The sequence below is a fragment of the Bacillus sp. AFS031507 genome (assembly GCF_002584635.1).
Taxonomy (GTDB): domain Bacteria; phylum Bacillota; class Bacilli; order Bacillales; family Cytobacillaceae; genus Neobacillus.
The window spans coordinates 187,305-201,666 of record NZ_NUOW01000001.1 but is presented as its reverse complement, the minus strand read 5'-3'; the positions used below and the strand labels follow the sequence as shown (position 1 = coordinate 201,666).

The window sequence follows — 14,362 nt, the reverse complement described above, 5'->3', positions numbered from 1 at the left end:
AAGTAAGAGGGTGGTGTTGCAAAGTGGATTATATTTCAAACTTGAAATTTTTAATTCTAGACAAAAAAACACTAGTTTAAAATAGTGTTCATATGCTCAAAGCTTTGCAAGATGTTCATATACTTCTCGTAAATTACTATATCCGTTTTTTTGAGCTATTTTTAAATAGCTGGACCAAATTTGCGCTGTCATGATTGCATCGCCAAGTGCATGGTGGCGATCTTTTATAACAATCCCACATTTATGGCAGACTTCTTCTAGTGGTAATGATTTCATAGATGAATCTGATAGTCGAATTAAGAAGGAGGTATCGATGATTCGATGTTCAAATCGAGTCTTTAACAGATCCCATGTCATTTTTTGCATAAAGGACTTTTCATGTTTAGAGTGATGTGCGACAAGGATATGACTTTGTGTATACTTGAAAAATTGAACTAAGACATCCCTGGCATCTGGTGCATCCCGCAATTGATCTTCATGAATATTTGTTAAAGTAGAAATTTCTGAGGTAAGAGGAAGGTCTGATTTAACAAGGGAATAAAAAGTATGATTATCCTCGATATGCGGACCGATCATTTTTACAGCTCCAATCGATAGGACACGATCTCCCTTTTCTGGATAAAACCCAGTGGTTTCCAAATCAAAGACAACGACTTCTAATTCGTTAAGCGGGGTATCTAAGTTGTTTTTTACTTTCATTTCTTTCTGGAGCTGCCGGATGAACGAGAGCTGTTGAGGATTACTTTGTCCCTGAATCCCAGCATAAATATTAGAACTAAGCTTGCCGGATATTAGCCTAAAGTATTGTGCTAAATCATTCATTCTCATGTTACCCCTCCTTTTCTATTAATTTTCTTACTGTTTGATGAAGAGTTACCCCATTTTTAATGATGTCTTTCATTTCATTCTTTTGCTCTTTTGTTAGGTTGTCGACTGGTAAATAGTGACCAGAATCATAGTCTGTGTGACTGGCAAAAAGAAGACGATAGTTTAACAGTTTTAAAAACATATTTGTATATAAATCCTTGTCATGTATCTGAAGTTTGTCTAGCCTTAATAGGGTAGAGGTCTCTTGTAGATTTTCTTTAACTGCCAATAGACGAGCTGCATTCACATATGGAAAGAGGGCAGTCTCCTTTATATTTAGAGATCCAGTATGTACCCCATGGGTCTCCACTAAAAGCTGACCTAATACGCCAATGCCCTTTTTGAAATGTAGAGTATTGTTTGACATTCTTGACAGAAGTTGTTCCGTTTGAACTGTTTGATAAACAAAGGTTTTTAGTTGTTCCAAGAGTTGATGCTTTCCATAAAAAGAACGTCCATCAATAAAAATGAGTAGATACCGTAACGATTCCCAAGATGCCTCTAGGGCCCAGTTCTTTATTTGTTTCTCCCATTCGGAATGGGACTTACACCAAAACGGATTGCCTGACATGACACCGCCATCGCAATAAGGATAGCCTGCTTGATAAAGACCTTTTGAAATTTCCTTTCCTAATGACAAAAAATAAGCTTTTGCTTCTGTAGTTGGATCGAGATAAACAATTCCATGGTCCTGGTCACTCCATACAGATTGTTCAAAACGTCCGGCACTCCCCATCACAAAGAAAGAAAAGGTAGACGGCGGCGGACCATATCGAGCTAGAACTTCTTTCAGTGATATCTCCAATACTTGTTTAATCATGTTGTCATGAAGTTCGTTTAATTTAAAGTGATCATGTACAACGGGCTTCATGTGAAATCTTCTATATTCTGCAATGGCTGAGTAGGTATTATCATTCATGTTTATCACCTCCACTTAAAAAATCTAGAAAGTGTGCAAGCCCTAAATAGGAGTTGCACACTTCATTATTACAATTAAAAAGCCTTTGTTTGTTCCGCTTTAAGCAATTCGGGATATCCATAGCTACCGTGCTCGCTCATATCTAAGCCCATAATCTCTTCTTCTTCTGTGACACGCAAGCCATTCATTGCTTTTTTAATAATGGCGAGCAAGATAAAGGATGCGACCAAGGCGAAGGCACCAGAGGCGATAACGCCTAATGCTTGAACCCCGAGCTGATGGAAGCCGCCGCCATAAAATAATCCAGGTTTTCCGACAGTGGCTAATTCTTTTGTGGCAAAGAAACCAGTCGATAACGTTCCCCAGACACCAGCAGTACCATGTACAGATAGTGCTGCGATTGGATCATCAATTCCTTTTTTCTCAAAGAAGCGAATACTATAAAATACAAGAATACCAGAGATAAAACCAATCAGGACAGCGGCCCAAGTATCAACAAATGCACAAGAAGCAGTAATCGCTACGAGGCCTGCTAATGCACCATTTAACATCATTGGAACATCGGCCTTACCCAATACGATCCAGGAGATAATCATTGCGGCAACAGTACCAGCAGCAGCACCAAGGTTTGTATTTAATGCGACGAAGCCAAAGAAACCTTTGTCCACGGATAATGTACTGCCCGCGTTAAATCCGAACCATCCAACCCATAAGAGTAAAACACTTAGTGCTGTAAATACTTGGTTATGACCAGCTAGATTATTGGCGGAACCATCTTTATTAAATTTTCCGATACGTGGTTTTAATAGAATCGTAGCCGCCAATGCCGCCATAGCACCAGTTAAGTGAACAACGGTTGAACCAGCGAAATCTTGTTGACCAATCTCTGCTAACCAGCCGCCGCCCCAAATCCAGTGAGCAATTGGAGGATAAACAATAACAGAAAATAATACCGCGAATACGAGATAGACGCCTAATTTTGCTCGTTCAGCAAACCCGCCAAATGCAATCGTTAAGGAAATACCTGCAAAAGCTAATTGGAACAAAAAGAAAACAGAACCAGAAAGTGATAAACTATCGATATCATAGCCTGAGTATAAGAAGTCAGAAAAGCCTATAAGTGCATTTCCTTTTCCGAAAATTAATCCAAATCCAACTGCCCAAAATACAATCGAGCTAATACTAAATGTGAGAATGGTTTTACCAGCAATATGTCCTGCATTTTTCATTCGGGTGGAACCTGTTTCTAACAGGATGAACCCGCCGATCATTAAAATGACAAGTATCGCTCCTAGCATTACCCAAAGACTGTTCATTAAGAATAAAGTATCCATTTTTTCTCCCCCTTTTAAATGATGTTAATTTTCTTAACATTCGGTATGTTAGTATTCTTACATGATTCCGAATTAGTTTCTATAAATTTGGAAGATAATCTAACATGGTTTTTAATAAAGGGGCATAACTCCCGGTTGTTGGCAGAACGGAGAGAGAAAAGTGCGATAAAAAATCCCATTCTCTATAGAAGGAATGGGATTGAAGGTTAGCTCTTTACTTTTTCCTTATACCAAATTGGGCGTTTAATTGCCCTTGAATCATCTTTCTGCGTACATCTTCTTGGTTGTGTTTCTTTTGTTCACGAAGCATTTCTTTCCTAATATCATGTGTTTGAATTCCATCTTCAATTTTATTGGCAATATCCATCAATAGTTCAACATCTGAAAATGAAAATTTGCGGCTTCCACCAGCAGACCTTTCAGGAAAAATAAGCTTTCGTTCTTCATAATACCGTATTTGTCGTTCAGAGAGACCGGTGAGGTCCCGAACAATCCCGATTGTAATCACTTTTTTATCTTTATATGATATGTCTTTTCCCATTTTTGCGTCTCACCACACCCTATTGTTTGCATAATTAATCAATTTGTTAATTTAATATTATAATATGTTAGATTTTCTTACATTGGACTGGGTATTCAAACCATTTTACTTGTTTTTCAGAAGAAATTTCTATGGAGTGCATTCGTCATGATTTTGTTGGGGGAAATATTTTTTTGTATAGGCTTTCCAGTTCATTGAAGGTAAGAGAGTAAAGCTCGTGGTCAGAAGAATTAGACATGCCTGAGTCTAACAACTTCTTAATATAAAACTGCCTAAGGCGTTCGAGTCCTTTACGCAAATGAGTGGCCAACTTTCATCACCCCTTCAAACTGAATTTAATAATTTTGTAGTCTTCTTAAAAGCTCATTTGCTTGAGATCCCATTGCTTTCATAAGTTCTTCATATAACTCATCTCTTAACTTATCTAATTGAAGGATTCTTTCAGCTAGCTTAATATCATTTCTTCGATACATTTGAAATCCTCCTTTCTTTCCTTGTTTATAATGAAAAGTTAACTGAATTTTCACTCCTTGTCAGTGGTTTTGTTAGATAAGCTGACAGGAATTTTAAATCTCCATCCAAGATTGGGTAAAAGAATCTGACTATGTATGCTTGGGGAATAAAAAGAACCGGGCATGCCCGGTCCTTAAAGTTTCTCTTAGTATTCTCCATCAAATGGTGTGAATGGGAAATTAAATCTTCTTTCAACTGCACGGAGGCGTTGATTCACGCGTTGGAGTCTTCGGTCGATTTGGGCTACTTGACGTTGTAGTTGATTGATCTCCCTTTCTTGACGTTCATTCGCTCTCTCCAGTTGATTCAGTCTGCGCTCAACCTGCTGTGGCTGCCTTGCTGGGTCATATTGTTCAGGTTGAAGATAGGGATTAAATGGTTCTTCCTGAACATAGGGATTCATTTGCTCTTGTATATCATAGGAAATAAATTGTTCTGGTTGACCATAGTAATTCACTTGTTCTGGTTGTACATAGGCATTATAATCAACCGGCATTTGTGGCATTTGATAATAACCATACGGATTCATTGGGCATCTCTCCTTATGTGGTAAATACCCTATAGATTATGTGGGTGTATGGGAGCTGTAACGGCTAATGCCCATAGACATTCTCTGACTTCGTGGATATTTCAACCTATGAAACTAAAAATGAGATGACCAAAGTCATCTCAGGGGAAAAGAATTTACAGCTTTACAATTGTTCTTCCGCGTGCCTCACCTTTGAGGATCGAGGATAAATCATTGGGTAATTCTTCGAGTGATACTTCTTTATTCATCACATTTAATAAATTATCTGGTTTAAAGTCAGTAGCCATTCGCTTCCACAAGGCGATTCTGGTTTCCATTGGACAATAAACTGAATCAATTCCAAGCAAATTGACTCCTCTTAGTATGAAAGGGAATACCGTAGCAGGTACATCGCCGCCGCCAGTAAGACCGCTGACTGCTACAGAACCGTTGTAAGTAATTTTACTAAGGATAGAGGCAAGCGTTTTGCCGCCGACAGGATCCACAGCGGCCGCCCAAAGTTGTTTATCTAACGCTCTGATTTTTTCGCCTGTTACGTCCTCTCGCGAAAGAATCTCACTCGCTCCAATTTCAATGAGGAAGTCATGTTCTGATTGTTTACCTGTACTGGCAACGACATGATAGCCTCGTTTAGCAAGAATGGCTACAGCGATACTGCCAACCCCGCCTGTAGCACCTGTAACTAGGACACTTCCCTTTTCAGGTGTTAAGCCGTTTTCCTCTAAGCGTTGGATAGATAATGCGGCCGTGAACCCCGCCGTGCCATATACCATTGCTTCTTTTAAGGACAAGCCTTCGGGCAATGGTACAACCCATTCGGCAGGAATCTGAGCATATTCACCATAGCCGCCATAATGAGCGACTCCAATCTCATAACTAGTAGCAATCACTTCATCGCCTGCTTTAAAGCGTGAATCATTAGAACTGACCACCACACCGGCTAAGTCGATTCCTGGAATAAAAGGGTAGGATCTTACAATTTTCCCATCAGGGGTACTTGCCAATCCATCCTTGTAGTTCACACTTGAATAGCTGACCTTGATTAGGACGTCACCTGCTTGAAGGTCTTGAATGGTTACTTTTTTTACGTTTACAGTAAAGTCATTTTCCGTCTTGTCGATAACTAATGCCTTAAATGGTTCGTTCATTTTTTAACCCCCTATGCATCTCAATTAGTTAAATATAAATAAACATTCCCAACTAATCAATGACAGGAAGGTGACAGGTAATATCATAAGTAAAAACAGAATGTTAAAGAGTAGTGCAGAGAAAAGTTATAAGTCATTATTCTACGATGCTAAACACTTCAGGTTATTACAGTATTAATATAGTAAAATATTTAAAATATTGAATATAAAGTCAAAACAAGTTATAATCATGTATATTCAAAATATTATCAATTCTCGCAATAATTACTTTTATAAAAAAACATTGGAGGTCTGAACAAATGAAGAAATTTAAACTATTTTCAACTGTATTAATGGTAGCACTACTCTTAGTTCTTTCAGCTTGTGGAACGAGTAAGAGTACAAGCACAACAACTGGGGGAGACGGGGAAAAGAAGACATTGCGTGTGGTAACAGATGCCGCCTATGCACCTTTTGAATACCAGGATAAAGGGGAAGTCGTCGGTTTTGATATCGATTTTATCAATGCAGTAGCAAAAGAAGCTGGTTATAAAATTAAGGTGGAGCATGTTGGCTGGGATCCGATTTTCGTTGAATTAGATAAGAAAATCGCTGACATTGGACTTTCTGCCATCACCATCAACGATGAAAGAAAACAAACCTATGATTTTTCAGTACCTTACTTTTTATCAACCAATAAAATCTTAGTTCCAAAAGATAGTGATATTAAGAGTGCAGCAGATTTAAAGAATAATAAAACGGTAGCTGTTCAAAATGCAACAACTGGACAAGAAGCAGTTGAAGGTCTTTTAGGCAAAAATAGCGATAAAATCAAAAAGTTTGAAAATAATAACCTAGCAATCTTAGAACTAAAAAGCGGCGGAGCAGATGCTGTAGTTGCTGATAACACAGTTATCGAGCAATATGCAAAAAACAACCCGAAAGATAATTTTGTTGTCATTGAAGATTCAGCTGCTTTTGCTAAGGAATTTTACGGACTAATGTTTCCAAAGGGAAGCAAGATTAAAGCAGACTTTGATAAAGCTGTAAAAGCGGTTATTGATAACGGAACGTATGCAGATGTATACAAGAAGTGGTTTAAAGTAGAACCGGATACCCAGATCTTAAAGGATCAGCAGTAATATTGCTTATTAAATTGCGTAACTCTTAACTTAGCAGTTACGCAATTTTTGTTGTTAGATTCGATAATTAGCTTGTTGTTTAATAGGGGGATTTAAAGTATGGATTTTCGTTGGGATATTTTAGTTGAATATGCTCCTTTTTTTCTTAAAGGGACATTACTAACCATTGGACTTTCAATCGCAAGTATTTTGATTGGTACCATTCTTGGCTTATTCATCGGATTAGGGAAAATAATGAAAAATAAGCTCCTCGCCTGGCCTTTTACCATTTACATTACCTTTTTTCGAGGTACACCATTACTCGTTCAAATATTATTAATCCATTTTGCCGTCGTACCTCTTTTTCTTGGGAAAACAAGTCCTATTTTAGCTGCAATTCTTACTCTATCATTAAACGCTGCGGCATATATCGCTGAAATCTTCCGCGCGGGTATTCAATCAATTGATCGGGGGCAGATGGAGGCAGCTCGTTCACTAGGGATGAATCATGTACAGGCTATGCGGGAAATCATCCTTCCGCAAGCCTTTAAACGAATGATTCCACCGCTTGGAAATGAATTTATCGTCTTAATAAAAGAGTCATCGCTTGCGGCTTTAATTGCAGCCCCTGAGCTTATGTATTGGGGACGAGCCATGCAAGGACAATATTTCCGAGTCTGGGAACCGTATCTTGCGGCCGCAGTTATTTATCTTGTGTTAACACTTTCCTTAAGCTTTCTGTTAAATCTTCTTGAAAGGAGGTTGGCAACCGAATGATTCAGGTGAAGAATTTAAAAAAATCCTTTGGCAAAAACGAAGTCCTCAAGGACATCAATGTTACAGTCAAGAATCAAGAAGTAGTCGTTGTAATTGGACCTTCGGGTTCCGGAAAATCAACATTTCTTCGCTGCATAAATATGCTAGAAACGATTACCGGTGGTCATGTCTTAATTGAAGGAATCGATTTGACGGACAAAAAAACAGATATCAATAAAGTACGTACAGAAGTGGGAATGGTTTTTCAGCAATTCAATCTTTTTCCGCATAAAAAAGTGATTGAAAATATAATGCTTGCACCAATGAAAGTAAGAAATATTCCAAAGGAAAAAGCGAGAGCTAAGGGTTTGGAACTTTTACGGAAAGTTGGATTAGAGGATAAGGCAGATGCCTATCCCGATTCTTTATCAGGCGGGCAAAAGCAGCGGGTTGCGATTGCAAGGGCGCTAGCAATGGAGCCGAAAATCATGCTTTTTGATGAACCAACGTCTGCACTCGACCCTGAAATGGTTGGCGAGGTACTTGAGGTTATGAAGGAGCTAGCTAAAGAAGGAATGACGATGGTGGTTGTGACACATGAAATGGGCTTTGCTAAAGAAGTGGGCGATCGGGTTATATTTATGGATGGCGGATTGATTGTCGAAGAAAATGTTCCGAACGAATTATTTGATCATCCGAAGGAAGAACGGACAAAGGCGTTTTTAAGTAAGGTTTTATAACTAAAAGGGAGGCTCAAAGCCTCCTTTTTGTTATTTCCTCGAATGCCATCTTTCCAGCTTCGGAATGTTTCTTGTAAACATCCTCGCAATAAACTTCGGCATCCCGAATTCAACTATCTTTTCTTTTACTCTTTCTTTCATTTCGTCAACTGTAATATGAGGTAAAGTGAATTCTCCGTTCATATAGCAGTGGCTGCAGTACTTGGTGCTTTTCGATCCATCCTTTTCTGTCCCGCCCCCAAGCTCATCTTTTGCTAACGGCATTCCACAGCTTTGACAGCTTTTATAGGTGGTCATTTCTATCACTCCATTCTTTATTGAAAATCAAAAACATCAACAATCCGGTCTGCTTTTAGCCGGTTTTGACACAGTTTAAATAATTGTCCCAAAAATACTTCAACCTCAAGTAATGTAGAAGGCAGTTTGATTTGAACGGTTGTTGAACCAAACATTTGTTTAAAATAGGCTTTTCTTTGGTCATTTTTTCCATCCCGTTTAAATGGTTTGTATCCCCAAACAATATGAGGGACCCCATCAAATTCTTGGATTTGTCGTATCTCTGCGCAAGTTGTGGACCGATCATGTGCATAAATGACTAAATAATAGTTGTCATTACGATGCCAATCAATGAATAAAAAGTAATAGCCCGTATCGCTATCTGGCCTGGTTACTTCATATGCTGCTAACGTTGGTTTCCCATTTGTCCATTGATGAAATTTTTGGAGGCTGCCACCCGTAATTTCAAGTTTTTTAATCTCATAGATCGATGAATTAGAGGATTCGATACAGTTAGCTAAAAATATGGCTTGTTCCTTTTCCAACTTAGATTTCCCCTTTATGTATTTGAACCAATTATACTTTGAAAGTGGATGAAAAAGAAAGAATGTCCAAATTTAACTTAAACTTATTTTTAACTGAATTAGAAAGTGATATACTTTATTTATTGATTATTCTGAAAAATAAACCAGGAGGTTATTTAATGAATTTTTACAAAGAAGATTTTCAGTTTCAATCCTTGCTTAAAGAGTTACTCGATCAACCCTTTTTTGAATATGCAGACAAGGAGTTAACTGTCTTTGGTGAGAAATGTGCAACTGCTGTCGATGATCGGGCAAGGTTTACGGACCGGGAAGGACAGCCGCGCTTAAACAAATATGATGCCTATGGTGAAGATATTTCTGAAGTATGGGTGAACGAAGGCTACAGAAGAACCGTTGAAGAAACTTACAATACCGGAATAGTTGGTTATGTTCATAAAGAAATTCCAGCGCTCGGGGAAAAAGGAAATTACATTTATTCTTATGCACAAGGGTATTTGCTCTCACAAACAGAGCCTGGATTTTACTGTCCAGTCACATTGTCGATGGCTACAGCTTATTTACTAAACCAATATGCTTCTAAAGATATTAAGGAGCGATTTTTGCCGCATGTCCTCTCAACAGGTGAAGTTACACATTATGAGGGTGCGACATTTTTAACAGAGCGTCAAGGAGGCTCCGATGTCGGTGCGAATGAGACGAAGGCTGTTGAAGAAGGGGATCATTTCAAACTCTATGGAGAAAAGTACTTTGCCTCCAATGCCGGTATGTGCGGGGTCGCTATGGTTTTAGCGCGGAAAGAAGGTGCACCATCAGGAACGAAGGGACTGACTCTATTTGCAGTGCCATGGCGAAACCAGGACGGAACACTTAATGGTATTCGTATTCGCCGTTTAAAAGATAAACTCGGTGTCAGGGCAGTCCCTTCTGCTGAGGTGGAATTTGATGGCGCAGATGCATTTGTTGTGGGCGATCCAGCGAAAGGTTTTTACTATATGATGGAAGCTCTAAATCTATCAAGAGTCTGCAATGCTGTTGCCTCATTAGGAATTATGAGAAGATCCTATTATGAAGCAAAGGAATATGCTTTAAAAAGGGATGCGTTCGGAAGTAAGCTCGCAAACTATCCCATGGTCAAGGACACGCTGACACGGCTTGCGGTTAAGCTCGAAATTGAAACCCGCACCGTTTTTACTTATATTCCTTTATTTGAGCGGGTCATGAATAATCAAGCAAGTCAAAAAGAGGCCATTCTCAATCGTCTCTACATCGCCCTCTTGAAAAAAGAAACGGCAGAACAAGCGATTCATTATGCACATGAAGCGATAGAAATGCACGGTGGAAATGGTTATATCGAAGACTTCGTCACCCCTAGACTGTTACGGGATGCCCAGGTACTGACTGTTTGGGAAGGAACGGCCAATATTCTCGGATTAGAGGTTCTGCGTTTAATCGAGAAGTATAAGGCAGAAGAGCTGTTTTTAGAAGAGATGAGTCAACTATTACGGGGAGTTGCCCATTTGCCATCCGAATGGACTTATTTGGTTGAAAATAAATTAATTCAATTGCAGAACCTATCGAAATCATTACGTACGGCATCTGCAGACCATAAAACCTTTCACTCGAAAAAGGCTGCTGAACTTATGGTAAAAATTTTTGAGAGTATTGTCGCGCTTGAACAGGCAGCAAGCGGTGACCGCCGTGCCATCATGGTAATGGAGGTGTTTTTAGAGGAAACATGGAAGTCTTCTTACTTGTTCAATGAAGAAATGAGGACAGTCGAATACTTTTCGGAAATTGTTTTGAATTCGAAGAGTGAAAAACCTTTATCAGTCAGATAAGTGAACTCTATGAAGCTTGCCATTTCATGGTGGGCTTATTTTTATAGTTTGATTTGATCAATATATATCCATTAATATCCAGAAAATGTCGTGAGTTTCGTAAAACATGTAATAAGAGTCTGAAAATATGTAGTAAGTTTCGTAAAATATGTAATAAGTTCTGTAAAATATGTAGTAAGTGTCATTAATTATGTTTCTTTGTCTCCAAAATGAAATACAAATGACATCCTTTTAAAAAATTGCTCTGGTAGAATCGTATAATTAGGACTTATAATCAGAAAATCCGTCGAATAGTATATAGAATAATTAGGCCTCTTTTCCATATGAATGACAGAGAGTGGTGTAATTGGAGGGAAAGATATGACATTAGAGACGCAATTAAAACAGAAAACGTATTATGAAATGTTCATTAATGAACATGAAAATATTCATCCGATCCAGATGCTTGGTGAACTGTTTCAGGAGGAAGCGCTAAAGGACCTGCCTGATTTATCATCTATTCGCTTCGCACAGGGGGAAGTGTACTTCCATCATAAAGATTATGAGGCTGCCATTTTTAAATGGGAGAATATAATCAATGAACTTGAACCCTGGGCAAAGAAAAATACTGCGGATGCATATTATGAGTTAGGTTTATTATCGACTGCTGAAGACCTTTATTGTGCAATTCAAACCAATAATCTCACCCTAAATACGGAAGTGGCCTTACAGTTATTTTCGTTGTATATAGAGCGAGGAAAGCTCGACTTGGCCTTGTCGGTGATTAAAAAAACAATTGCTGCAAACCCGGATTATCCAAACGTAACGGAAATCGCCCGTTCTTTTTTTGAAGAGCAGCAGGATTGGAATCATGCGATTGAATTAGCAGTAAACGAGGCAAAACGGACGGAATCATTAGACTGGTACGATATGATCATTACCTATGTGGAAAATGGTGTGGCTAGAAGTCATGCGCCGAGTTATTTTTCACAAGCTTTACTTGAAGTGTTTAGCCTGAATAAACAAAAATTCGAGAAGCTTATTTCCGCCCTTTGGAACAGCTATAAGAATGTGGAATCGTATTTTACTTGGATCAGAGAAATGAACCATTTGTTATTAAACCTTGATATCAGTCGGGATAGTAACTTATCTGTACTTTCAAGCCTCCATAAGGAAGCATTTTTCAACTTAATTGATGGAAGGTATTTCATTAAAAGTCTGCAGGATTTTATTCCAGACTTCCTGACAAATTGGTTACGACTTGCCGATCGTAAAGATACCGTGCTTGCAGCAGCTGCCGTACTCTCATGGAATGAGCTTTTTCCAGCAAGCATAAGTATGTCTATCGTTAGTGAGGCTGAAAAACTGATTAGCATTACGGAAACTGATATGGACGAATTAGAGGAGTGCCTGACACTATTTGATGCTATTACGAATTGGGCACAATCAAATGAGATGGGCGAGAATAATCGAGTAAAATGGATTGTCGAGCAATTAGTCGATTTTGACACACAGCATCTTCTAATTACCGGGTTGAGCGGAAGTGGTAAATCAACCTTTGTTAATTTGGTTCTAGGAGAAGATTTACAGGACAGCCCAACCTCTTCGGTGGTCATGTTTAAGGATTCCAAGGAAGAAGAAATCATAGAAATTACTGATCGAGAGATGACTCGTTTATCTGGTTTTTCTGATTTTCAAGAACGAATGGACCGACGCCGTAATGCGTTAGAATCTATGATTGAATTTAGGCGTCCGAACGCCTTTTTACATGAAAATAAGGTCGCTTTAATTGATACCCCTGGCCTAAAAGGAAACTATAATGATTCCTATGAAGTATTGAAGAATCTGCAATTGGCAGATACCGTCCTCTTTGTGCTCGATGCAAATGCACCGTTTACGGATAAAGAAAGATCAGTGCTTGCAAAGATTCAAGAGTTAGCTCCTGATATTCCAGTTCATTTTCTATTGAGTAAGACCGATACGCTTGTAAATGAGCAGGAAGCGATAAGAGTTTTCGATGAAACTAGGGCGAGGATTCAATCCTATTTACCGGATGCTTTCGTGTTTGCTTTTTCATCGCAATATGAAAGCAGTCAGCAGCTTAAGGACTTAAAAGAGTTTATCCAATCCATTAAAAACATGAGAAACATTGAAGATAAGCGGTTGGCAAAGCTGTTGTTCTATATTCGGACCACGATTGCCAGCCTTATGCAAAAACGGATCGATGTTGAAAATCAATTAGTAGAATCCGTACGTTGGAATGAAGAAATGCTGCAGAAGTTAACGGGGGCCGTAAATCAACTGAAGGATACGGAGACTCAAAAAACAAAAGCAGTGGTGCAGTCCTACCGTGCCATCAAAGATTCTATTGAAAAGGATATATCAGAGTCTGTTCCAAAGATGCTTCAAGAGTGTTCCTCTTTCATTAAAGAAGACAGTAATTTTAGCAAGATTCACTTAGAACTTAATGATGAGATGAACAAGAGACTGGAAGTGTACCTAGATCAGACGGTCATGCCAAAATATTACCGCTTGCTCCAGGAATGGATCGAGGGAAGCAAAGAGGAGTTCGTGCAAGGTCAGGAGTTCTTGAATGAAATAGGTGAAGGCTTTAATCACATGTATGGGGAAGAACGCCTCAGCCTTGATTGCGATTTTAAAGTGCTCGATGATTGGCACCGTGATACTGATCGGATGACAAGTCGCTTTCAGCTGGAAACTGTCAATATTCTGCTGCGCAGAACCCCGTCTCAATTTTTATTAAAAAGCGCTGGTAAGCTGTTTGGTGCCATGACACAAAATAAAGCACTGCTTTTTAACAAATACAAATCATTTGTAGAAAATGAGGAGTATATCGAAGCGATTTCTGCCGTCAAGCAACAGTTTTTTCAGCAATTTGAGCTGTTTGAAAAATCACTGGAGCGAGATGTTACCCTATTTTTCAAGAGTCCATTGAATCTGTTAAATCGTTCAGTGGAGGAAGCAAGATTAGGAATTCAGTCAAACCAAGAAATGCTTACGAATATGAATACCAATCCAGAAATGTTCCGCGATCCGTTAACATTGTTTGAAGTTAGATTGCGTCAGTTTGAGTGGATGACGGTGGCAGGAAAAGGTATGCAAACCGTCTATTAATATTTGAAAAAGGAAGGTGTCCGAGGCATCTTCCTTTTTTATTGGATAGGAAATATAAAATAATTTATTGTGGATAACTTGAAATAGTTCTCTGAATCCAGCTCCAGCGCCCAGCTGCTAGTGGCCTTCGCTCTCCGCCCTA

At 38.9% G+C, this 14,362-nt stretch carries 15 protein-coding genes; 5 read left to right on the top strand and 10 right to left on the bottom strand.

The features are described from left to right. Positions 1 to 96 precede the first annotated feature (96 nt). The 8 genes from COE25_RS00960 to COE25_RS00930 all read right to left on the bottom strand — a co-directional run bounded on the left by COE25_RS00960 (position 97) and on the right by COE25_RS00930 (position 5,851). Complete coding sequence (locus COE25_RS00960) at positions 97 to 828, bottom strand: exonuclease domain-containing protein (protein WP_088085714.1); 732 nt, start codon at positions 826 to 828, stop codon at positions 97 to 99. Position 829: 1 nt separating this feature from the next. Then, entirely contained in the window at positions 830 to 1,786 is a 957-nt protein-coding gene (locus tag COE25_RS00955) for a DUF294 nucleotidyltransferase-like domain-containing protein (RefSeq protein WP_098930186.1), read from the bottom strand. Positions 1,787 to 1,860: 74 nt separating this feature from the next. Further along, a complete protein-coding gene (locus tag COE25_RS00950) occupies positions 1,861 to 3,120 on the bottom strand; it encodes an ammonium transporter (protein WP_088085716.1) in 1,260 nt (419 codons plus the stop codon). Positions 3,121 to 3,334: 214 nt separating this feature from the next. Further along, positions 3,335 to 3,661 carry a MerR family transcriptional regulator gene (locus COE25_RS00945; RefSeq protein ID WP_098930184.1) on the bottom strand — a complete coding sequence of 109 codons (327 nt, stop codon included), beginning with the start codon at positions 3,659 to 3,661 and terminating at the stop codon, positions 3,335 to 3,337. Positions 3,662 to 3,806: 145 nt separating this feature from the next. Beyond that, the gene (locus COE25_RS32175; protein ID WP_369446129.1) at positions 3,807 to 3,959 is read right to left on the bottom strand and encodes a Fur-regulated basic protein FbpA; all 153 of its coding nucleotides are present in this window, start codon (positions 3,957 to 3,959) and stop codon (positions 3,807 to 3,809) included. 37 nt (positions 3,960 to 3,996) lie between these two features. Beyond that, positions 3,997 to 4,134, bottom strand: coding sequence for a hypothetical protein (locus COE25_RS30420; RefSeq protein WP_179195724.1), 138 nt, complete (start codon positions 4,132 to 4,134; stop codon positions 3,997 to 3,999). 185 nt (positions 4,135 to 4,319) lie between these two features. Beyond that, positions 4,320 to 4,703 (bottom strand): hypothetical protein, encoded by a 384-nt coding sequence (locus tag COE25_RS00935; RefSeq protein ID WP_179195725.1) that lies wholly within the window; start codon positions 4,701 to 4,703, stop codon positions 4,320 to 4,322. A 155-nt stretch (positions 4,704 to 4,858) separates the two neighbouring features. Beyond that, a complete protein-coding gene (locus COE25_RS00930) occupies positions 4,859 to 5,851 on the bottom strand; it encodes an NADPH:quinone oxidoreductase family protein (protein ID WP_098930182.1) in 993 nt (330 codons plus the stop codon). A gap of 299 nt (positions 5,852 to 6,150) precedes the next feature. Between COE25_RS00930 and COE25_RS00925 the strand changes: the two genes are divergently transcribed. The 3 genes from COE25_RS00925 (at position 6,151) to COE25_RS00915 (ending at position 8,447) form a co-directional block, all read left to right on the top strand. Then, complete coding sequence (locus tag COE25_RS00925) at positions 6,151 to 6,972, top strand: basic amino acid ABC transporter substrate-binding protein (RefSeq protein WP_098930180.1); 822 nt, start codon at positions 6,151 to 6,153, stop codon at positions 6,970 to 6,972. A 99-nt stretch (positions 6,973 to 7,071) separates the two neighbouring features. Next, complete coding sequence (locus COE25_RS00920) at positions 7,072 to 7,728, top strand: amino acid ABC transporter permease (RefSeq protein ID WP_088085721.1); 657 nt, start codon at positions 7,072 to 7,074, stop codon at positions 7,726 to 7,728. Beyond that, positions 7,725 to 8,447, top strand: coding sequence for an amino acid ABC transporter ATP-binding protein (locus COE25_RS00915; protein ID WP_088085722.1), 723 nt, complete (start codon positions 7,725 to 7,727; stop codon positions 8,445 to 8,447). Before COE25_RS00920 ends, COE25_RS00915 begins: the two co-directional genes overlap by 4 nt. 30 nt (positions 8,448 to 8,477) lie before the next feature. Here the strand turns inward: COE25_RS00915 and COE25_RS00910 are convergent, their stop codons facing one another. After that, positions 8,478 to 8,744, bottom strand: coding sequence for a zinc ribbon domain-containing protein (locus COE25_RS00910; RefSeq protein ID WP_098930177.1), 267 nt, complete (start codon positions 8,742 to 8,744; stop codon positions 8,478 to 8,480). 17 nt (positions 8,745 to 8,761) lie between these two features. Then, positions 8,762 to 9,268 (bottom strand): hypothetical protein, encoded by a 507-nt coding sequence (locus COE25_RS00905; protein ID WP_098930174.1) that lies wholly within the window; start codon positions 9,266 to 9,268, stop codon positions 8,762 to 8,764. Between the two features lie 158 nt (positions 9,269 to 9,426). Here COE25_RS00905 and COE25_RS00900 point away from each other — a divergent pair, with 158 nt between their 5' ends. Further along, a complete protein-coding gene (locus COE25_RS00900; protein WP_098930172.1) occupies positions 9,427 to 11,106 on the top strand; it encodes an acyl-CoA dehydrogenase family protein in 1,680 nt (559 codons plus the stop codon). 360 nt (positions 11,107 to 11,466) lie between these two features. Next, positions 11,467 to 14,220 carry a dynamin family protein gene (locus COE25_RS00895; protein ID WP_098930170.1) on the top strand — a complete coding sequence of 918 codons (2,754 nt, stop codon included), beginning with the start codon at positions 11,467 to 11,469 and terminating at the stop codon, positions 14,218 to 14,220. The last annotated feature ends 142 nt before the right edge of the window (positions 14,221 to 14,362 follow it).